At 71.7% G+C, this 21,209-nt stretch carries 17 protein-coding genes; 10 read left to right on the forward strand and 7 right to left on the reverse strand.

Going from position 1 to position 21,209, the window contains the following annotated elements; genetic code table 11:
* The first annotated feature begins 122 nt into the window (after positions 1-122).
* A complete protein-coding gene (locus ACZ4FV_RS22045; RefSeq protein ID WP_465323103.1) occupies positions 123-779 on the forward strand; it encodes a response regulator in 657 nt (218 codons plus the stop codon).
* Positions 780-852: 73 nt separating this feature from the next.
* Here the strand turns inward: ACZ4FV_RS22045 and ACZ4FV_RS22050 are convergent, their stop codons facing one another.
* The 5 genes from ACZ4FV_RS22050 to hisC form a co-directional block, all read right to left on the reverse strand.
* On the reverse strand, positions 853-2,232 hold the full coding sequence (locus ACZ4FV_RS22050) for a flotillin family protein (protein WP_395867975.1): 1,380 nt from the start codon (positions 2,230-2,232) through the stop codon (positions 853-855).
* Between the two features lie 185 nt (positions 2,233-2,417).
* The gene (cydD, locus tag ACZ4FV_RS22055) at positions 2,418-5,996 is read right to left on the reverse strand and encodes a thiol reductant ABC exporter subunit CydD (protein WP_465323104.1); all 3,579 of its coding nucleotides are present in this window, start codon (positions 5,994-5,996) and stop codon (positions 2,418-2,420) included.
* Between the two features lie 56 nt (positions 5,997-6,052).
* Positions 6,053-7,090, reverse strand: coding sequence for a cytochrome d ubiquinol oxidase subunit II (gene cydB / locus ACZ4FV_RS22060; protein WP_402234869.1), 1,038 nt, complete (start codon positions 7,088-7,090; stop codon positions 6,053-6,055).
* A gap of 12 nt (positions 7,091-7,102) precedes the next feature.
* The gene (locus ACZ4FV_RS22065; RefSeq protein WP_395867867.1) at positions 7,103-8,539 is read right to left on the reverse strand and encodes a cytochrome ubiquinol oxidase subunit I; all 1,437 of its coding nucleotides are present in this window, start codon (positions 8,537-8,539) and stop codon (positions 7,103-7,105) included.
* Positions 8,540-8,846: 307 nt separating this feature from the next.
* Positions 8,847-9,911 (reverse strand): histidinol-phosphate transaminase, encoded by a 1,065-nt coding sequence (gene hisC / locus ACZ4FV_RS22070; protein ID WP_402234928.1) that lies wholly within the window; start codon positions 9,909-9,911, stop codon positions 8,847-8,849.
* Positions 9,912-10,158: 247 nt separating this feature from the next.
* Between hisC and ACZ4FV_RS22075 the strand changes: the two genes are divergently transcribed.
* The 5 genes from ACZ4FV_RS22075 to ACZ4FV_RS22095 all read left to right on the forward strand — a co-directional run bounded on the left by ACZ4FV_RS22075 (position 10,159) and on the right by ACZ4FV_RS22095 (position 15,339).
* A complete protein-coding gene (locus ACZ4FV_RS22075; protein ID WP_395867865.1) occupies positions 10,159-11,178 on the forward strand; it encodes a LacI family DNA-binding transcriptional regulator in 1,020 nt (339 codons plus the stop codon).
* Positions 11,179-11,420: 242 nt separating this feature from the next.
* On the forward strand, positions 11,421-12,362 hold the full coding sequence (locus ACZ4FV_RS22080) for a metallophosphoesterase family protein (RefSeq protein ID WP_395867863.1): 942 nt from the start codon (positions 11,421-11,423) through the stop codon (positions 12,360-12,362).
* Positions 12,363-12,529: 167 nt separating this feature from the next.
* Positions 12,530-13,153, forward strand: a complete 624-nt coding sequence (locus tag ACZ4FV_RS22085; protein ID WP_395867860.1) for a hypothetical protein — start codon at positions 12,530-12,532, stop codon at positions 13,151-13,153.
* A gap of 80 nt (positions 13,154-13,233) precedes the next feature.
* Entirely contained in the window at positions 13,234-13,443 is a 210-nt protein-coding gene (locus ACZ4FV_RS22090) for a hypothetical protein (RefSeq protein ID WP_395867858.1), read from the forward strand.
* A 132-nt stretch (positions 13,444-13,575) separates the two neighbouring features.
* Entirely contained in the window at positions 13,576-15,339 is a 1,764-nt protein-coding gene (locus ACZ4FV_RS22095) for a GAF domain-containing sensor histidine kinase (protein WP_402234865.1), read from the forward strand.
* A 246-nt stretch (positions 15,340-15,585) separates the two neighbouring features.
* Here ACZ4FV_RS22095 and ACZ4FV_RS22100 read toward each other — a convergent pair whose 3' ends face one another.
* Complete coding sequence (locus ACZ4FV_RS22100; RefSeq protein ID WP_395867854.1) at positions 15,586-15,708, reverse strand: PIN domain-containing protein; 123 nt, start codon at positions 15,706-15,708, stop codon at positions 15,586-15,588.
* 118 nt (positions 15,709-15,826) lie between these two features.
* Here ACZ4FV_RS22100 and ACZ4FV_RS22105 point away from each other — a divergent pair, with 118 nt between their 5' ends.
* From ACZ4FV_RS22105 to ACZ4FV_RS22120, 4 genes are read left to right on the forward strand one after another with little or no spacing between them, the layout of a single operon-like run.
* Positions 15,827-16,747, forward strand: coding sequence for an ABC transporter ATP-binding protein (locus tag ACZ4FV_RS22105; protein WP_395867853.1), 921 nt, complete (start codon positions 15,827-15,829; stop codon positions 16,745-16,747).
* Positions 16,744-17,463: an ABC transporter permease gene (locus ACZ4FV_RS22110; RefSeq protein WP_395867851.1), complete on the forward strand. Its 720-nt coding sequence runs from the start codon at positions 16,744-16,746 to the stop codon at positions 17,461-17,463. The genes ACZ4FV_RS22105 and ACZ4FV_RS22110 overlap by 4 nt, the downstream gene beginning before the upstream one ends.
* Entirely contained in the window at positions 17,460-18,587 is a 1,128-nt protein-coding gene (locus tag ACZ4FV_RS22115; protein ID WP_465323105.1) for a sensor histidine kinase, read from the forward strand. Before ACZ4FV_RS22110 ends, ACZ4FV_RS22115 begins: the two co-directional genes overlap by 4 nt.
* A complete protein-coding gene (locus ACZ4FV_RS22120) occupies positions 18,584-19,270 on the forward strand; it encodes a response regulator (RefSeq protein ID WP_402234858.1) in 687 nt (228 codons plus the stop codon). The genes ACZ4FV_RS22115 and ACZ4FV_RS22120 overlap by 4 nt, the downstream gene beginning before the upstream one ends.
* Before the next feature lie 48 nt (positions 19,271-19,318).
* Here ACZ4FV_RS22120 and thiC read toward each other — a convergent pair whose 3' ends face one another.
* Positions 19,319-21,088: a phosphomethylpyrimidine synthase ThiC gene (gene thiC / locus ACZ4FV_RS22125; protein ID WP_395867844.1), complete on the reverse strand. Its 1,770-nt coding sequence runs from the start codon at positions 21,086-21,088 to the stop codon at positions 19,319-19,321.
* Positions 21,089-21,209 lie beyond the last annotated feature (121 nt).

The following is a 21,209-nucleotide window of genomic DNA, read 5'->3' on the forward strand; positions in this document are numbered from 1 at the left end:
CCGACCCGAACGTGGCGGCACTGTTTGTCGCTCCCCGACAAATGGCCGCGGAGGCGACCCGTTCCCAACCCTTCCGGCGGTGCCACCGAGACCCCGGACGATATGCGTGCGAACCTGTACAAGTGAGCGACCAAGGCAGTATCCGGGTATTCCTCCTCGATGATCACGAAGTGGTGCGTCGGGGTGTACACGAGTTGTTGTCACTCGAGGACGACATCGACGTGATCGGCGAGGCCGGCACGGCCGCCGAGGCGCTGGTGCGCATCCCGGCGACCCGACCGCAGGTGGCGGTGCTCGACGTGCGTCTCCCGGACGGGAGCGGGGTCGAGGTGTGTCGCGAGATCCGCTCGCAACTGCCGGAGGTGCGCTGCCTGATGCTCACCTCGTTCGCCGACGACGAGGCGCTGTTCGACGCGATCATGGCGGGCGCCTCCGGCTACGTGCTGAAGGACATCCGCGGCTCCGACCTGGTCGGCGCGGTCCGCGACGTGGCCGCCGGCAAGTCGCTGCTCGACCCGGCGGCCACCGCCCGCGTCCTGGAACGCCTGCGCGGCGGCACCCGAGGCGACGAGCGCCTGGCGGCCCTGAGCGACCAGGAGCGCCGCATCCTGGACCTGATCGGCGAGGGCATGACCAACCGCCAGATCGGCACCGAGATGCACCTGGCCGAGAAGACGGTCAAGAACTACGTCTCCAGCCTCCTCGCCAAGCTCGGCATGGAACGCCGCGCCCAGGCAGCGGCATACGTGGCCCGCCAGAAGGCGGAACAGGGCCGATAGCCCGTTCGACGCGGTCGGGAAACGTCGGAGCCGGACCCGTGAGGGGGCCCGGCTCCGACGGTGATGGGGTGGATCAGTTGTCCGGGGTCTTGGTGAGGGCGAGGTCCGGGTGGTCGGGGGTCGGGTCCGGGTCCGCCTCCACCTCGATGCGAACGGATTCCCTGACGTCGATGGTGGGGGCCGGCTTGGCGGGGGCGGGGTTGGTGGCGGCCAGGAGTTGGCGGGCGATGCCCAGACCGGTGCCGCCCATGGTCAGGGCCTTGGCGAACAGGTCGCCCATGCCGTCGCCGCCGTTGAGCAGGACCATGTGGTCCACGTTGCCGAAGGCCTCGGCACCGGCCCGGACGATCTCCGGCCAGTTCTCCGCGAGTTGTTGGGCGACGACGGCCTCCTGGTTCTCGGCCAGCGCCGCCGCGCGGGCCGCGATCGCGGCCGCCTCGGCGAGGCCCTTGGCCTTGGCCGCCTCGGCCTGCGCCTTGCCGGTCGCCAAAGTCGCCTCGGCCGCGGCCAGACCGCGCACCTTCGTCGCCTCCGCGTCGGCGATCGCCGCCAACTCGGTCTCCCTGGCGCTCGCCTCGGCCGCCGAGATCCGCGCGTCGCGCTCGGCCTGGGCCCTGGTCCGGGTCTCGTACGCCTTCGCGTCGGCCGGCTTGCGTACGTCCGCCTGAAGTTGCTGCTCGCGCCGCATGGCCTCCAACTCGGCGACCCGGGTCTCCTGGACCACCACCTCCTGCTTCGCGGCGGCGTCCGCGAGCGGGCCCGCCTGGCGCGAGCGCGCGGTGGCCTCGTCCCGCTCGGCCTGGTATCCGGCCTGCTGGATCTCGCTGTCCCGGGTGGCCTGGGCCATCCGCGCCTTGGCGTCCTGCTCGGCCTCGGTGGCCTTGCGGGTGGCCAGCGCCTCGGCGATCCGCGCGTCCCGGATCACCGCGGCCGTGTGCGGCGCGGCCATGTTCTTGATGTAGCCGGTCGGGTCGTCGATCTCCTGGATCTGCAGGCTGTCCACGATCAGCCCGAGCTTTTCCATGTCCGATCCGGAGGCCGCGCGCACGTGCGCGGTGAGCTTCTCCCGGTCGCGGATCATGTCCTCGACGGTCAACCCGCCGACGATCGAGCGCAGATGGCCGGCCAGCACCTTACGGACCCGGGACTCCATCTGCTTCTGCTGGTCCAGGAAGCGACGGGCCGCGTTGGCGATCGAAACGTAGTCGTCGCCGATCTTGAAGATGACCACGCTCTGCACGCGCAGCGGGATGCCCTGGGTGGTGACGCATTCGACCGAGAGCTCCGCCTCGTTCAGATCCAGCGAGAGCTTGCGCACGGCCTGCACGAACGGCAGCACGAGCGTGCCGCGTCCGGTGACGATGCGAAATCCCATGCCCTCGCCCAGGCCCTCGGTGTGGTGCCGGGAGCCGGAGATGACGAGCGCCTCGTTGGGTTCGGCGACGCGCCACATGAGTTTGAAGACCACGATCAGGATCACGAGCAGACCGAGCACGGCGAGCACGGTATAGAGCACGGAGCATTCCCCCTTTGGCCTGTTCCGGAGTGTCCTCGCCCCCGGAGTGCGCGCCAAGAGGGAGCTCCCCAGGGGCAGTTGCACCCCGCCGGCCGGTCGGGGCCGGTCCCTGCCGGTCGCGCTCAGCCCGAGGTCGTCGCCGTGACCACGCCCACCGCGTGCTCGCGCTCCAGCAGTTCCCGGAACGGGCCGGGGGCGGTGCTCACCTGCGCCCACGTGCCGCGTTGCAGCACTCGGCCCTCGGCCAGCACGAGGATCTCGTCCACCGCGTCCAGGCCGGTGAGTCGGTGGGTCACCAGCAGTGTGGTGCGGCCACGGGTCGCGTCCAGCAGGTCGGCGGTCAGCGCGTCGGCCGTGGGCAGGTCGAGGTGTTCGGCCGGCTCGTCCAGCAGCAGGATCTCGAAGTCGGCGAGCAACGCGCGGGCCAGCGCGAGTCGTTGCCGCTGACCGCCGGACAGTCGCGCGCCGTGCTCGCCGACCATCGTGTCCAGCCCCTCGGGCAGCGTGTCGACCCAGTCCAGCAGCCGGGCGCGGGCCAGCGCCGCGCGGATCGCGTCCTCGTCGCAGTCCGGGCGGGCCAGTCGCAGGTTCTCCCGCAGCGAGCTGTCGAAGACGTGCGCGTCCTGCGCGCACAGCCCGACCACCCGCCGCACGTCGTCCCCGGCCAGATCGGTGATCGGCACGCCGGCCAGGGTCACCGAGCCTGCGGCCGGGTCCAGGAAGCGCAGCAGCACGTTGGCCAGCGTGGTCTTGCCCGAGCCGCTCGCCCCGACCACCGCGAGCCGCTTGCCCGGGGTGAGTTCGAGGTCGACGCCGGCCAGCGCGGGCGGGCCGTCCGGCGTCCAGCGGGCGTGCAGGTCGCGCACCACCAGCGGGCGCGGCGCGGCGGGCAGCCCCAGCGGAGCGGCCGGCTCGCCCACCGGTTCCGGCGCGTCGGTCACCTCGAACACCCGCGCCGCGGCCCGGCGCGAGCTCTGCAGGTGTCGGCCGGCGGCGGGCAGCACGACGGTGGCCTCGAACGCGGCGAGCGGGGTGAGCACCACCAGCGCGAGCAGCACGCCGCTCAACCGGTCGGCGTGCACCGCCGCGACGCCCACCAGCGCGGATGCCCACACCGTCGCGCCGGACACCAGCGCGGCCAGCCCGGCCCCGACGCCCGCGCCCCGGGCCTGTCCCGCCTCGGTCGCACGCAACCGCGCGTCCACCGCGTCCACCTCGGCCAGCCGGGCGGGCGCGCGGCCCGCCGCGATCAGTTCGGGGGTGCCGCGCAGCAGGTCGACCACGGCGCCGGCGAGTTCGCCGCGGACCGCGGCGACCCGGCGTTCGGCCCGCCGGGCGACCCGGCCGGCCAGCCACGGCACCAGGATCCCGGCGGCGAGCAGGCCGAGCAGCAGGACGCCGCCGGCCTCGGGCAGCACCAGCGCGACGGTGAGCACCGCGCCCGCGCCGACCACGGCCGCCACACACGCGGGCAACAGCGCGCGCAGGAAGAAGTCCTGTACCGCGTCCACGTCGGCGACCAGTCGCGAGAGCAGGTCGCCGCGCCGGAACGCGGGCAACCCCGCCGGCGCCAGCCGCTCGAGCCGCTCGTAGACCCGCACCCGCAGCCGGGCCAGGACCCGAAACGCCGCGTCGTGGCCGATCAGCCGCTCGGCGTAGCGGAACACCGCGCGCGAGACGCCGAACGCGCGCACGCCGGTGACCGCGACCATCAGGGTCAGTACCGGCGGATGCTCCGAGGCACGCGAGATCAACCACGCCGAGGTGGCCATCAGCCCGACCGAACTGCCCAGCGCGAGCACCCCGCACAACACCGCGAGCGCGAGCCGTCCGCGCAACGGTCGGGCGAGCGCGAGCAGTCGGCGACCGGGACCGATCCCGGCGCCGACCGACCGGTCCGCCGAAGGCTGCTCGAAGGGCGTCCGGAAGGGCTCCTTCGGGGATGGCTCGACGGGCTGCCCGACCGCCGGCACCTCCCCGGACGCCTCCGACGCCCGCGCGGCCTCGACCCGCGCCCGGGCCGCGACCGCCGCATGCGCGCCCTCCGAAGCCCCCGCACAAGCCCCCGCGCCCACGGCCACCACCCGGTCGGCCAACGGCAGCAGCGCCGGCCGATGCGCGACCAGCACGACCGTACGCCCGACCGCCAACCGCCGGACCGCGTCGACGATGTCCGCCTCGCCGGCCCCGTCCAGGTTCGAGGTCGGCTCGTCCAGGAGCAGGATCGGCCGGTCGGCCAGGAACGCCCGGGCCAGCGCGAGGCGCTGCCGCTGCCCGGCGGACAGGCCCGCGCCGTCCTCGCCGAGCGGCGCGTCCAGGCCGCCCGAGGCCGCCACGAATTCGGCCGCCCCGGCCGCGACCAGCGCGTCGTGTACCTCGGCGTCGCCCGCGTCCGGTCGGGCCAGGCGGACGTTGGCCCCGATCGTGCCCGCGAACAGGTAGGGCCGCTGCGGGACCCACGCGATCCGGGCCCGCCACGCGTCCGGGTCCAGCTCGGCCAGGTCCACGCCGCCCACGGTGATCCGGCCCGCCGTCGGCCGGACGAAACCGAGCAGCACCGCGAGCACGGTGGACTTGCCGCACCCGCTCGGCCCGGTCAGCGCGATCGTCTCGCCCGGTCGCACGGTCAGGTCCAAGTCGGCCGGCGCCGCGTCCGGGCGGCCTGGCCGGCGCACGCTCAGGCCGGTCAGTACCAGCTCGGCCGAGTGCGGGTCGGGCACCGGCGCGGTCCCGGCGGGTGCGTCCGGTGTGGTCTCCAGGACCGCGAACACCCGCTCGGCGGCGCTCACTCCCTCGACGCTGGCGTGGTACTCGGCGCCGACCTGACGCAGCGGCAGGTATGCCTCGGGCGCCAGGATCAGCACCACGAGCGCGGTCTCCAGGCTCAGATCGCCGTCGACCAGGCGCAGGCCGACACCGACCGCGACCAGCGCGACCGAGATGGTGGCGAGCAGTTCGAGTGCGAACGAGGACAGGAACGCGATCCGCAGCGTCTTCAGGGTGGCCCGACGGTAGTCGTCGGTGATCGTGCGGATCGACGCGGCCTGGGCCTTGGCCCGGCCGAACACCTTGAGCGTGGGCAGCCCGGCGACCACGTCCAGGAAGTGTCCGGCGAGCCGGTTCAGCACGCTCCACTGCCGGTCCATGTACTTCTGGGTGGCCATCCCGATCAGCGCCATGAACAGCGGGATCAGCGGCAGGGTGATCACGATCGTCACCGCCGAGATCCAGTCGCCGAACACCACCCGCGCGAGCACCGCCACCGGCACGGTGACGGACAGCACGAGCTGCGGCAGGTAGCGCGCGAAGTAGCCGTCGAGCGCGTCCACCCCCCGGGTGGCCAGCGTGGTCAACTCGCCCGAGCGCTCGTTGTCCAGCCAGGCCGGGCCGAGCCGGACCACGTGCGCGAGCAGTCGCGAACGCAGTTGCGACTTCACCGCCGCCGAGGTGCGGTGCGCGATCACCTCGGTGAGCCAGGAGATCGCCGAGCGGGCCGCGACCACCGCGGCGAGCAGGCCCAGCTCCGGCCACAGGTCGGCGACCGCGGCCCCTTCCTCGAAGGCCGCCACGATCACTCGGGCGAGCAGGCCCGCCTGGACGAGCACGAGACCCGCGCCCGCCGTGCCCAGCACCACGGTCAGGGCCAGAAAGCCCCGGGTGGCACGGGCGTGGGTCAGCAGGCGCGGATCTACAGGCTTCACGAGCCGCTCTTTCGTCGGTGCGTCTTCGGCGCGGTCCTACACGGTGCCGTGGTCGGCTATTTGCCGACCAGGTCGGCCGCCGCGGCACCGAAGGCCGGCTTGGTCGGGATGCTCTTCGTGCTGATCCGCTTGCGGAACACCCAGTACGTCCAGGCCTGGTAGCACAGCACGATCGGGGTCATGAAGGCGGCGACCCAGGTCATGATCTTGAGCGTGTACGGCGTCGAGGACGCGTTGTGGATGGTCAGGTTCCACGCCGAGTCCAGGCTGGAGGGCATCACGTTCGGGAACAGCGACAGGAACAGCATCGCCACCGCGGCGATCACTGTCACGCCCGACAGCGCGAAGGCCCAGCCCTCACGGCCGATCCGGTTCATCGCCAGCGCGGCGACCAGGGCGAGCACCGCGACGATCAGCGCGGCCAGGGTGCGGCCGTTGCCGTGCTGGGCCTGGGTCCAGATCAGGAACGCCGCCGCGAGCACGGCGGTGGCCAAGCCGACCTTGCCGGCCAGCGCGTTGGCCCGGGCCCGGATGTCGCCGTCGGTCTTGAGCGCGACGAACACCGCGCCGTGGAAGGTGAACAGCACCGTGGTGACCACGCCGCCCAGCAGCGCGTACGGGTTGAGCAGGTCGAGCAGGTTGCCGACGTACTCCTTCTCCGCGTCGATCTTCACCCCGCGGGTGATGTTCGCGAAGGCCACGCCCCACAGGAACGCGGGCACCAGCGAGCCCCAGAAGATCGCCTGTTCCCAGCCGCGCTTCCAGCGGTCCTCGTCGCGCTTGGCCCGGTACTCGAACGCGACCCCGCGCAGGATCAGCGCGACCAGGATCAGCAGCAGCGGCAGGTAGAAGCCGCTGAACAAGGTGGCGTACCACTCGGGGAAGGCCGCGAAGGTGGCCCCGCCCGCGGTGATCAGCCAGACCTCGTTGCCGTCCCACACCGGGCCGATGGTGTTGATCAGCACCCGGCGCTCGGTCTCGTTGCGAGCCAGCACCTTGGTCAGGATGCCGACGCCGAAGTCGAAGCCCTCGAGGAAGAAGTAGCCGATCCACAGGACGGCGATCAGCAGGAACCAGAATTCGTTGAGTCCCATGACACTCTCCCCTTAGTACGCGAAGGCGAGCGGACGTTCGGCGCCCTCGCCGTCGCCCGACGGATCGTCGGAGTCCTTGCTCACGGGCGGCTTGATCGGCTCGGGACCGGCCTTGACGTAGCGCCGGATCAGGCCCAGTTCGACCACCGCGAGTGCCCCGTACAGCAGCGTGAACACGATCAGCGAGGTCAGCACCTCACCGGTGGACACGCTCGGCGACACCCCGGCCTCGGTCTTGAGCACGCCGAACACCAGCCACGGCTGGCGGCCCATCTCGGTGAAGATCCAGCCGAACGAGTTGGCCGCGAACGGGAACGCGATGGTCCACAGGCCGATCCGGTACACCCACGGGTTGGTCGGCAGCTCGCGCTTCCGCCGGGTCAACCACAGGCCGACCAGCCCGATGCCGGCGGTGACCATGCCGACGCCGATCATCAGCCGGAACGACCAGTAGGTGACGAAGATGTTGGGGCGGTAGTCGCCGGGGCCGAACTTGACCACCGACTGCTCCTGGAGGTCGTTGATCCCGGGCAGCTCGGCGTCGAGATCGTTCTTGGCCAGGAAGGACAGCGCGCCGGGGACCTCGATGGCGACCTTGTTGTGGCCCCTGTTGACGTCGCCGTAGGAGAAGATCGAGAACGGCGCCGGCTTCGAGGTCTCCCACAGCGCCTCGGCCGAGGCCATCTTCATCGGCTGCTGCTCGTACATCAGCTTGCCCTGCATGTCACCGGTGAGCGCGAGGCCGATGCCCGCCAGTACCGAGACCCACAGGCCCAGCCGCAGCGACGGGCGGAACACCGCGACCTCGTTGCGCTTGCGCAGGTGCCAGCAACTGATCCCGATCAGGAAGCCGCCGGCGACCAGGAACGCGGCCGGGAGGATGTGCAGGAACGCGGCGATCGCGGTGTTGTTGGTGAGCACCGCAACGAAGTCGGTCAGCTCGGCGCGGCCGGTCTCCGGGTTGATCCGGTAGCCGACCGGGTGCTGCATCCACGAGTTCGCGGCCAGGATGAAGTAGGCCGACAGGATCGTGCCGATCGCGGCGGCCCAGATGGTGGCCAGGTGGATCTTCCTCGGCAGTCGTTCCCAGCCGAAGATCCACAACCCCAGGAAGGTCGACTCGAGGAAGAACGCGACCAGGGCCTCGATCGCGAGCGGGGCGCCGAAGATGTCGCCGACGAAGCGCGAGTAGTCGGACCAGTTCATCCCGAACTGGAACTCCTGCACGATGCCGGTGACCAGGCCGAGCGCGAAGTTGATCAGGAAGAGCTTGCCCCAGAACTTGGTGGCCCGGAGGTAGTGCTCCTTCCCGGTGCGCACCCACGCGGTCTGCAGACACGCGACAAGGATGGACAGACCCATCGTGAGCGGGACGAAGAGGAAGTGGTAGACGGTCGTGACGCCGAACTGCCACCGGGCTACGTCGAGTGTTTCGACGGCGAGGTCCATGGGCCCCTCATTCCTCCTGATCGCCGGTCGTGTCTCGCACGCGAGCGCACGTTTGGTTCACGATGCACACGGCGCCTCCGCGCATCCCGCCCGACACTTGGTCGAACAAACCCGGACGAACCGGGCGTGAAGCGCGGACCCACCACGGCAAAACTTTGTGAATGGGTTCACAAAGTCGAGCTTGTGCATCCGTTCACAAACACTAGCGAGCCCCCTCGGGGACCCCTTGAGGGGGGTACCCGAGAGGGCTCGAAGTGGTCCGAACGGACCCAAACGACGACGGCTCGCCGACCGCGCCGGCAGCGCGCTAGGCGGACATGAACCGCGCGGCCTGCTCCAGGAAGATCGTGTTCGCCTCGGTCTCGCCGATGGTGATCCGGCAACCCTCGCCCGAGAACGGACGCACGGTCACCCCGGCCGCCTCGCACAGCGCGGCGAACTCGTCGGTGCGCTCGCCCAGTCGCAGCCAGACGAAGTTGGCCTGGGAGTCGAAGACGGTCCAACCCTGGCCGATCAGCGTCTCCAGCACCCGCTCCCGCTCGGCGACCAACGCGTCGACCCGCTCCAGGAGTTCGCCCTCGGCGCCGATCGAGGCGATCGCTGCCACCTGGGCCAGCCGGTTCACCGAGAACGGCATCCCGGTCTTGCGCAGCTCGGCCGCCACCGGCTCGTGCGCGATGGCGAAGCCCACCCGCAGGCCGGCCAGACCGTACGCCTTCGAGAACGTGCGCAGCACCACCACGTTGGGCCGGTCCCGGTAGACGTCCACCCCGTCCGGGACCTGCTCGTCCCGGATGAACTCGCGGTACGCCTCGTCGAGCACGACCAGCACGTCACGCGGCACCCGGTCCAGGAAGCGCTCGAGCTCGGCGCGGTGGATCACCACGCCGGTCGGGTTGTTCGGGTTGCACACGAAGATCAGCCGGGTCCGCTCGGTGACGGCGGCGGCCATCGCGTCCAGGTCGTGGCTCTCGTCGGCGAGCAGCGGCACCGGCACCGGCGTCGCGCCCGCCAGCAGCACCAGCAGCGGGTACGCCTCGAAGGAACGCCACGCGAAGACGACCTCGTCGCCCTCGCCGGCCGTCGCGTTCACCAACTGCTGCGCCACCGTCACCGATCCGGTACCGGCCACGATGTGCGACGCGGGCACCCCGAATCGCTCGGCCAGCGCCTCGGCCAACTCCGCGTTGCTCGGGTCCGGGTAGCGATTTATCTCGCCGACGGCGTCGGCCACCACCTTGTGCACGCTGGGCAGCGGCGGGTACGGGTTCTCGTTGGAGGCGAGCTTGTACGACGGCAGGCCCTCCTCCACCACCGGCGCCCTGCCCGCCTTGTAGACGGGCACCCCCGCCAGGGCCGCCCGGAACCTCACAGCGGCGCCGTCGTCCTTACCTGGGGCGTTGTGCTGGGTCACGCCCGTCCTCCTCGCATACTGGTCGGGGTGCCTGGGCGCACGTCCCGGTCGTGTCAACTCTATGGTCCGCCGGCCGGGGAGGGCATTGTCGGGCCGCACGAGTCGGTCGCCGAAGGTTCAGCGGTAGGTATGGGGCGATACGTTTCTTCGTAAAGCAATGACATGAACCCGGCCAGGGCGGCGCATTCGGCCTAGTGTCGGGACGATGACAGCGCCAGATGTACCGCGTGTGGGGCGGCGGATCCGGGTGGGCATCCGGGACGTCGCGGCGGCCGCCGGGGTGTCGATCACGACCGTCTCCGACGCGCTCAACGGCAAGGGCCGACTGCCCGACACGACCCGACTGCACGTGCGCGAGGTCGCGGATCGGCTGGGCTACCGGCCCTCGGCCGCGGCGCGCACGCTGCGCACCGGTCGCTCGGGGCTGCTCGGGCTGACCACGACCATGCGCTCCACCGAGCCGTTCGCGCTCACCGAGTTCGCGTGGTTCGCCGAACTGGTCCGCTCGGCCACCGCGACCGCCCTGGACCTGGGCTACGCGCTGGTCGTGCTGCCCGCGTCCTCGCCGCACGACGTGTGGGGCAACGTCGCGCTGGACGGCACGATCGTGGTCGATCCCGCGGACGACGATCCGCTCGTGCACGAGCTGCTGCGCCGGGGGGTGCCCGTGGTCAGCGGCGGTCATCCGGGCTCCACCCCGGTGTACGGCTGGGTGGACAACGACCACGTGGCCGCGGTGTGTTCGGTGCTCGACCACCTCGCCGACGCGGGCGCCGCCCGGATCGGGCTGCTGGCCGCCTCGGACGGCCCGGGTGCGGCCAAGGGCGTCGCGGGCTACCGCGCGTGGTGCGCGGATCGGGGTGTGTCGCCGATCACCGAGGAGTACGAGGCGCGTACGCCCGGCGCCGGTCGGGCCGCCGCGACCCGGCTGCTCGACCTGGCCCCGGACGCGGTCTTCGGGCTGCACGAGGGGTGCGCGGCCGAATTGCTCACCGCCGCCCGGGCACGCGAACTGCGGGTGCCCGACGACCTGCTCCTGGCCTGCTGCGGCGAGGGGGCCGATCCGTCGGTGACCTCGCTGAGCCTGCAACCGGCGCTGGCCGGCGCGTGGGCGGTGGAACTGCTGGTGAGCGTGATCGACGATGCCGGGGCCGGGCCGCTGCTGCCCGCCCAGCGCACCGTGCCCACCCGGCTTTCGGTGCGCGACTCGTCCACTCGCCGCTGACCGCCGGGCACCCGCGCGGCCCGGTCGGCTCGGGTCGGGGCCGCCCGGTGGGACGGGCACCGCTGCGCGCACAATTGAGCGTGGTCCGTTCCGCCGTGCCCGCACGAGAGATACGGTCCAGGAATCATCCGAATCGGACCGGGTGAGCCGCAGCCGAACCCGGCCCGCGTGCGTCTTGGTTCACGACGGGTGTCGGCATCGCCGCCGTACGGTGGTGCGGATCTGAAGAAAGGACCCTTCTGGTGAGCAACGTCTCGGCTACACCGGCCCCGATGGGCGCCGCAGCGGAGCTGGACGCCCCGCTGTACGTGGTCGGTGACGTCCACGGTCATCTGGAGGAGCTCAAGGCCGCCCTGCGCGCCCGGGACCTGATCGACGCGGACGCGCACTGGTGCGGCGGCCGGGCCCGGCTGTGGTTCCTCGGCGACTTCACCGACCGCGGCCCGGACGGCATCGGCGTGGTCGAACTGGCGATGGCGCTGGCCCGCGAGTCCGCCGAGGTCGGCGGCAGCACCCGGATGTTGCTGGGCAACCACGAGATCCTGCTGCTGGGGGTGTTCCGCTTCGGCGACCACCCGGTGCCGGTGGCGGGCGGCTCGACCACGTTCCGCGAGATCTGGCTGCGCAACGGCGGCATGCAGTCCGACCTGGACCGCTTCACCGACGAACAGGCCGGCTGGCTGGCCGCGCAGCCGGTCGCCGCGGTGGTCGACGGGCACCTGCTGATCCACTCGGACAGCAACGCCTACCTCGAATACGGCGACACCATCGAGGAGGTGGACGGCGCGGTCGCGGACATACTGCGCGAGCCGGATCCGCTCTCGTGGTGGGACCTGTTCCGTAACCTGACCCGTCGCGGCGCCTTCATGGGCGAGGTCGGCCCGTACGCGGCGGCCGACCTGTTGAGCGAGCTGGGCGGCCGGCGCATCGTGCACGGCCACACCCCGATCCCGTACCAGACCGGCGAGGACCCCACGACGATCGTCGAGCCGCGCGTGTACGCGGACGGACAGGTGGTCAACCTGGACGGCGGGATCTACCTGGGCGGCCCGTGTCTGGTCGCGCGCCTGCCGCTGACCGCCACGCCGCCGAGCGCGGCGGCCGGTTCGTTGGAGGAGACGCAGGGTCGCGAATACGACCTGGGCGCCCTCGGCGGCAACACCGGAGACGAGCCGCGGTCGTAGGGAACTCCCTGCCCAAAAGCGGGGGATGCACCCTATCATCAATAAGTATCCGCCTCGACACCGTCAGGTGCTTTTGCGGGTCGTTGATCCACCGACAGCTTGCACGGGTCCCCTGACGGGCCCGGCGGACGCGGGACACGCCCGCGCGGCCTCATTCGGGGGATCCGATGCAACACTGGTTTGGAAGTGACGAGCACCGCCGTCAGTACGAGCAGTTCGTCGATGACGCGCTGCACCTGGAGGAGACCCTCTCCGGTCTTGCGGCGGTACCCAACCTGAACGTCGAGCAGTTGCGGACGGCCACGTTGGACGCGACCCCGTCGATCGCGGACGCGGCACGCGACGAGTACGACCGCTACGAACGTACAGAGCAGCGTTTCGAGTCCGGGATCCGACAGGACTTCGGCGCCTCGATGATCGAGGCCGGCGAGAGCTTCGGCTGGTTCGCGCTCGCCACCGCCATGGCGGTGATCGTGGCCGGCATCTCGGCGGTCGTCTTCCTGATCGTGGGCTACGTGCTGTTGCCGCTCACGATGGACGACTCGTCCATGCAGCACACGATGCAACTCGCCTCGATCGCGGCCGTGGGCATCTCGCTCGGGGCGGCGGCGATCGGGGGACTCGCGATGCTGGCGGTGGCCGCGCGCAATCGGGCCCGGCCGACCGGCGAGGTCGAGGTGTACCTGGCCCGCGAGGAATGGCGCCGGGCGATCCTGCACCGGGGCATCCTGCCGTTCATGCGCTCGCGTCTGCGCGAGGTCTCCGACGAGGGCACCACCCTCCTCGGCTGACCGACCGTCGGCGCCGGCTCTCCCACCCGCCCGGGGCGGGAGAGCCGGATCACGCCGTCCGGGGCGGGCCGGGCCACACAATGGTCGACATGGTCGGCAAACGCGGGAAGGTCACCGGGGGAATCGGTCCCGGATTGGTGGGCGAGGTCATGATCGAGGTGCGCGGCGGCGTGGAGGCGTTCCTCGCGTACCCGGCGCTGCCGGGCGAGGAGCACCCGGTGGGTTCGTTGGTGGTGATCGTGGAATACCTGCCGCCCCGCACGGTGTACGTGGCGGGGGCTTTCGGCTGAGCCGGGGCGGCGGGCATTGGCGCGTGCATCCGCGTGTGCGGACCGGTAGGCGTGCACCGTGCGAGGGGATCCGTACGCGTGTCCGGGGTGATTTGGTGGTTTCATCCGGATTTGCCCACGTAGGCTGCGTTCATGGTGAACGCCACCGGCAGCAGTGCCGACAGCGCCGACGAGCCCGGCGGGGCGGGTCGCTCCGATCCCACGCCCGGACCGGCCGCGCCGGCCTCGCTCGGTCTGGACGACCTGGTGGCCGAGGTGGTGGAGCGGCTCGGCTCGGCGGCGGCGGCCGGGGAGCGGCTCCAAGGGCTGCTCGAAGCCGTGATCGCGGTCGGCGCCGACCTGGACCTGCACACCACGCTGCGCCGGATCGTCGAGGCCGCCGCCGATCTGGTGGACGCGCGCTACGCCGCGCTCGGCGTGATCGGCACGGAGAACAACCTGTCCGACTTCATCACCGTCGGCATCGCCGACGCGGATCGCGAGCGGATCGGCGAACTCCCGCACGGGCGAGGCATCCTGGGCCTGCTGATCGAGCACCCGGAGCCGCTGCGCCTGGACGATCTGGCCCGACACGCGGCGTCCTACGGCTTTCCGCCGAACCACCCCGCGATGCACTCGTTCCTGGGTGTGCCGATCCGGGTGCGCGACGAGGTGTTCGGCAATCTGTACCTCACCGAGAAGCGCGGCCGACCGGGCTTCAGCGCCGAGGACCAGCAGGTCGTCCGGGCCCTCGCGGCGGCGGCCGGGGTGGCCATCGAGAACGCGCGCCTGTTCGAGAGCGCGGCCCGCCGGGAGAAGTGGATCATGGGCTCGGCGGACGTCACCACGGCGCTGCTGACCACGCAGGACCCGGACGAGGCGCTCGCGGTGGTGGCCGAACGCGCGCGCAGCCTGGCCGAGGCGGACTTCGCCGCGATGTACCTGCCGCAGCCGGACGGCTCGTACCTGGTCGAGGTCACCTCCGGCGAGGACCTCGCGGGCCTGGGCGGCACGGTGGTCGCGCAGGGCAGCCCGGTCGCGGAGGCGATCAACACCGGGCGCAGCATCTTCATCGCGGACATGAGCACCGACCCGAACGTGATGCTGGACCAGTCCCGCTGCTTCGGGCCGGGCCTGTTCGTACCGCTGATCGCCAACGAACGCATCCTCGGCGCGCTGGAGTTGGACAAGCGGATCGGCGCGGTGCCGTTCAACCGGACCGAGCGCTCGATGGCCCAGGCGTTCGGCGGCCAGGCGGCGATCGCGCTGATGCTGGCGAGCGCGCAGCGCGACCGGGAGCGGCTGGCGGTGTTCGAGGACCGCGATCGGATCGCCCGGGACCTGCACGACCTGGTCATCCAGCGGCTGTTCGCGACCGGGATGATGCTCCAGGGCGCGGCCAGACTGGCGCGGGTGCCGGCGGTGACCGCCCGGATCAACCAGGCGGTGGACGAACTCGACGCGACGATCCGCGAGGTGCGCAGCACCATCTTCGCGTTGCAGAACCCGCCGCGTGAGGGGACGACCGGGGTCCGCGGCCGGGTGTTGCGCGAGGCGAGCACGTCGGCCGCCACGCTCGGCTTCGAGCCGACGGTCACCTTCACGGGCCCGGTCGACTCGACCGTCCCGGACGAGGTCGCCGAGCAACTCCTCGCCGCACTGCGCGAGGCCCTGTCCAACGCCTCCCGCCACGCGCACGCGTCCCGGGTCGAGGTGAGCCTCGCGGTGACCGGCGGCACGGTCGAGCTGACGGTCACCGACGACGGTGTGGGCATCGCTCCCGGCGGTCGGCGCAGCGGGCTGGTCAACCTGGCCGCCCGCGCGGAGGAGTTGGGCGGTCAGGCGGCGTTCGGACCGGGGCCGGAGGGCCGCGGAACCACGGTGACCTGGTCGGTGCCGCTCCAGCGCGGGTCCTAGCCGGGAGACCCCGACCGATGCTTGGACACCCCCGCCTCGCCCACACAAGGGATTCCGTCATGCGCCTGAACCGCTCCCTCACCAACCCGTCCCACTGGGCAAGCGCCACCCTGATGACCACCCTCGCCCTGGGCACCTCGACCTCCGCCCGCCCCACCTCCCGGGCCCCACACCCCCACCCCGAGCCACCCGCACCCCATCACCCGGGACCCGCCCCCGCCCATGACCCCGGACGCCCACGGCCGGCTACGCCGGGATGTCGCGGATGTTGCGTTGCACAACGTCGGGCAGGACGCCGGCCGCGGCAACGAAGTCGTTGTCGTCGTGCAGCACGACCAGCCCGTGATGGGCCGCGATCGCACAGACCATCAGATCCGCGGACAGCGCCCGAACGGCGCCTCCGGCCGGCCGGCTCCTCCTTCGGTGGCAGGTCGGGTTTGATCTTTTGGCTGAGGACCGGGAGATCGGTGGCGTCGATGCTCTCGGTATGACTTCGGTGCCATCACCGACCGCGGCGATCGCGGTCCACGAACTGACCAAGCGTTACGGGCGGACGACAGTGGTCGACCGGCTCTCCTTCACCGTGCGGGAGGGCGCGGTGACCGGGTTCTTCGGTCCCAACGGGGCAGGCAAGACGACCGTGTTGAAGACGATCGTCGGGCTGGCCAGGCCCACCGCCGGTCACGTGTCCTTTCAAGGCGGCCCGGTGCCCGCCGACGCCCGGGCGCTGGGTGTGCACATCGAGCCGTGCGGAGCCCATCCCGGCCGGACCGGCCGGGCCCACCTGCGAGCCCTGGCGCTGCTTGCCGGGCTGCCGGCCGGCCGGGTCGACGAGGTGCTGGAAACCGTCGGGCTGGAGCAGGCCGCCGGGCGGCGGGTCGGCAAGTACTCGCTGGGCATGCGCCAACGCCTCGGCCTGGCCGGCGCGTTGCTCGGTGATCCCGAGGTGCTCGTCCTGGACGAGCCGGTCAACGGCCTGGACCCCCAGGCGATCCGCCGGCTGCGCACCCTGCTCCGCGACCGGGCCGCTCGCGGTCGCACCACCCTGCTCTCCAGCCACATGCTCGGCGAGGCCGCGCAGACGGTCGACGACGTCGTCGTCATCGACAAGGGTCGGCTGATCCACACCGGCACGATCGGCGATCTCGACCAGGGCGCCCTCTCGGTACGCACCCCCGAGCCCGAGCGGCTCTCGGCACTCGTCGAAGGCGCCGGCGGACGAATCCGGCCCGCGGACACCGGCGGGTTGTGGATCGAAGGGCTCACCGCCGCGGAGGTCGCCGGGCTGGCCCTGCGCGAACACATCCCCTTGGAGGAGATCACCGCACGGACCGCCTCCCTGGAGGACGTGTTCTTCGATCTGACCGAAGGCGGGACGCAAGCTCCGACGAAGGGCCGAAGCGCATGAGCCGGCTGTTGCGAGGCGAGTTGCTCAAGACCCTCACCACCCGCTCGATCCACGGCTTCGTGGCCGGCGGCGTCGCGTTCACCGTGCTCAACGTCGTGATCGTCGCGGTGGCGTCGGGCCGGCTGGACGAGGTGGCCGAGAAGGAGGAGGCGCTGGCCGGGCTGCCGGTCCTGTTGATGTTGTGGGGACTCGTCGGCGCGGCCGGCGAGTACCGCCACCGCACCGCCGCACCCGCGGCGCTGGTGGCCCGGCGCGACCGCGGCCTGGTCCTGCTCGCCCGGATCGGCGCCTACGCGGTGACGGGTCTGTCGATCGGGGCACTGCTGGTCGCCGTGTCCGTCGGGCTCGCCCTGCCGCTGCTCGCCGACCATCCGGGAGCCGACCTCGCCCCGGGGGAGGTCGCCTCGGTCGCGGCGGGCAACCTGGCCGCGTTCGTGCTGTCTGCGATCATGGGTGCCGCCATCGGGGCGATGGTGCGCAGCCCGGTCGTGGGGGTGGTCGTGGTGTTGCTGGTGAACTTCGCGGTGCTTCCGCTGGTCGCCGATGTCGCCGAATCCGCCGCCAACTACACGCCGTTCGGGGCCGCCGGTGTGCTGGCGCGGTCGACCCACCACACGACGCTGTCGGCCGGTGCCGCCGCGGTGGTCCTCGGCGCCTGGGCGGTCGCGCTGGTGATCGCGGCCGTCGCCGGCGAGCGTCGGCGTGACCTGGCATGAACCCGGTTCTCCGGTACGTGCGAGCGGCGCGCCGGTGGATCCGAGCGCGCCGCTCGGCCGTGTTCGACGCCGTCGTCGCGGTGGTGACCACGAGCGTCGAGGTCGGACTGACCTTCGAGGACTCGACACCCGTCCCGACGCTGCCCCTCGCACTCGTCTTCCTCACCGGTGCGCTCCTGCTCGCCCGACGGCGCGCGACCCTCACCGTGCTGGTGCTCGTCTGCTCGATCGAGGCGCTGCTCGCGGCGACCGGCGCCTACCCCGGCGGGGCGCCGGTGTTGGTGGCCCTCTACACCGTCGCCGAACTGCGGAATCGGCGTGTTTCGGTGGCCGCCCTCGCGCCGACGGCGCTGGTCCTGATGCTGGCGAGCATCGCCTCGATCCCCGTCTCCGTCGTCGCGTGGGGCCTGGGCACCTACGCGCAGACCCGACGGCGCTACACCGAGGCCCTGGAGGAGCGCACGACCCACCTGGAGCGCGAGCGCGAGCAGCTCTCGGTGATCGTGGCGCAGCGCGAGCGCGCGGCGATAGCCCGCGAACTGCACGACATCATCGCCCATTCGGTCACCGTGACCCTGGTGGGCGTACGCGGTGCGCGCGACGTACTGCGCACCGCGCCGGACGTGGCCGACGACACCCTGGGGCGGGTCGAGAGCAACGCCGAGCAGAGCCTGGTCGAGTTGCGCCGGATGTTGCTCCTGCTGCGCGAGCCGGACCAGGGTGTGCGGATGCGTCCGCAGCCCTCGCTGGCCCAACTGCCCGCGCTCGTCGCCTCGTACGGCGAGGCCGGGCTGCCCGCGCGCCTGCAGGTCACCGGCACGTCCCGACCGCTGGCCGGCGGCGTCGAGCTGTCGGTCTACCGCATCGTCGAGGAGGCACTGACCAACGTGCTCAAACACGCCCGCCCCACGCACGTCGCGGTAACGCTCGACTTCGACCGCACCCATCTGCGGGTCGCGGTCGTCAACGACGGCGAGCGGGTGTCCGCACCCTCGTCCGGCGGCCACGGCATCGTCGGCATGCGCGAGCGGATCGGTGTCCTCGGCGGCGAACTGGAGGCCCGGCCCGGCGCGAACGGCGGGTTCGAGGTGGCGGCCCGACTGCCGCTGGGGGATCCCGCATGAGCATCCGCCTGCTCATCGTCGACGACCAGGAGCTGATCAGGACCGGCCTTCGCCTGTTCCTGCAGACGCAGGACGACCTCGTCGTGGTCGGCGAGGCCGAGGACGGCGACGAGGCGATCGAACTGGCGGGCGCCCTGCGTCCGGACGTGGTGCTCATGGACATCCGGATGCCGCGGATGGACGGCGTCGAGGCCACCGCCCGCCTGCACGCCGCCGGCATCTCGCCACCGCCGCGCGTGCTGATCCTGACCACGTTCGACCTGGACGAGTACGTCTTCGGCGCGTTGCGCGCCGGCGCCGCGGGGTTTCTGCTCAAGGACGCCTCGCGCGCCCGCCTCGTGGAGGCCATCCGCGTCGTCCACGACGGGGAGGCGTTGCTCTCGCCCTCGATCACCCGCCGCCTGATCGAGAACTTCGCCACCCGCACCGAACCGCTCCGCTCCTCGCCCGCGCTCCTGGCGGGCCTGACCCCGCGCGAACGAGAAGCCCTGTTCCTGGTCGCCCGCGGCCTGTCCAACAGCGAGATCGCCGCCCGTCTGGTGGTCACCGAGGCGACCGTGAAGAGCCATGTGGGCAGCATGTTCGCCAAACTGGGCCTGCGGGATCGCGCGCAGGCGGTCGTCTTCGCCTACGAGCACGGCGTCATCGTCGCCGGCGAGAGCGACCGGCCCGGACCGGCCTGACGACGCCCCGGAAGCCGGCCCGCTCCCGGGACGTCGCCGACGCGTGCGTCAGTCGGCCAACGGCAGATAGACGCGGTTGCCCGAGGCGGCGAACTCCTGCGACTTGGCCCGCATCCCGGCCTCGGCGTCCACCTCCGACGCGACGGCACCATCGCCGTGCTCCGCGCGGATGTCGTGCGAGATCCGCATCGAACAGAACTTCGGTCCGCACATCGAGCAGAAGTGGGCCGTCTTGGCCGGCTCCGCCGGGAGCGTCGCGTCGTGGTAGGCGCGCGCGGTGTCCGGATCCATCGCCAGGTCGAACTGGTCCTGCCAACGGAACTCGAAACGGGCGTCGGAGAGCGCGTCGTCCCAGGCCTGCGCACCCGGGTGCCCCTTGGCCAGGTCCGCCGCGTGCGCCGCGATCCGGTAGGCGATCACGCCCGCCTTGACGTCGTCGCGGTCCGGCAGGCCCAGGTGCTCCTTCGGCGTCACGTAGCAGAGCATCGCAGTGCCCCACATGCCGATCATCGCCGCGCCGATCGCCGACGTGATGTGGTCGTAGCCGGGGGCGACGTCCGTGGTCAGCGGACCGAGTGTGTAGAACGGCGCCTCGTCGCAGATGCGTTGCTGGAGGTCGACGTTCTCCTTGATCTTGTGCATCGGCACATGGCCGGGGCCCTCGATCATCACCTGGACGTCCATCGAACGGGAGATCCGGCCCAACTCGCCCAGCGTCTCCAACTCGGCGAACTGCGCCGCGTCGTTGGCGTCCGCGATGGAGCCCGGGCGCAGACCGTCGCCGAGCGAGTAGGTCACGTCGTACGCGCGCAGGATCTCGGTCAGCTCGGCGAAGTGCGTGTAGAGGAAGTTCTCCCGGTGGTGCGCCAGGCACCACGCGGCCATGATCGAGCCGCCGCGCGAGACGATCCCGGTCTTGCGACGGGCCGTCAGCGGCACGTAGCGCAGCAGCACGCCGGCATGCACCGTCATGTAGTCCACGCCCTGCTCGCACTGCTCGATCACGGTGTCGCGGTAGAGCTCCCAGGTGAGTTCCTCGGGCTTGCCGTTCACCTTCTCCAGTGCCTGGTACAGCGGCACCGTGCCGATCGGGACCGGCGAGTTGCGCACGATCCACTCGCGCGTGGTGTGGATGTCCTTGCCGGTGGACAGGTCCATCACCGTGTCCGCGCCCCACCGGATCGCCCACACCAGCTTGTCGGTCTCCTCCTCGATCGAGGAGGTCACCGCCGAGTTGCCGATGTTCGCGTTGACCTTGACCAGGAAGTTCTTGCCGATCACCATCGGCTCGATCTCCGGGTGGTTGATGTTCGCGGGCAGCACCGCGCGACCGGCGGCGATCTCGTCCCGGACCAGCTCGGGCGTCAGGCCCTCGCGGATCGCCACGAACTCCATCTCCGGGGTGACCAGTCCGCGCCGTGCGTAGGCGAGTTGGGTCACCGCCTCGGCCCCGGACGCGCGCCTGGGCCGGGCCCCGGCGCCGGGCACCGCGAAACCGGCCGGGGTGAGCGCGCCGATCCGCCCGTCGTAGCGGACGGTGTCGCCGCGCTCCTCGATCCAGGCCTCCCGCAGCGCGGGCAGGCCGCGCCGCACGTCCACCTCGAAGGCGGGGTCGGTGTACGGGCCCGAGGTGTCGTACAGGCGAACCGTCTCGCCGTTGGTCAGATGCACCGTGCGTACCGGAACGCGCAGGTCCTCGCGCGATCCGGGGACGTAGCCGCGGTGGTGGGCGGGGGAAATCGGTCCGCTGGTGACCGTGTCCGCGGCGGCCGGGTCGGCAACCGGGACAGCGGGCAGCGATGTGTCGTGCGAGGTCATGGAAAGGCTCCCTACGCCGGCATTACCCGGTCAGGTTCTGCGGTCGGCGCGGCCTCAGCGCCCTCTCAGCCCGGTGCCCCGAGCTCCCGTGTATCTCCGTGTGGTGCGCCCCTACCCTGAC

This window comes from Embleya sp. NPDC025285, from assembly GCF_055558835.1.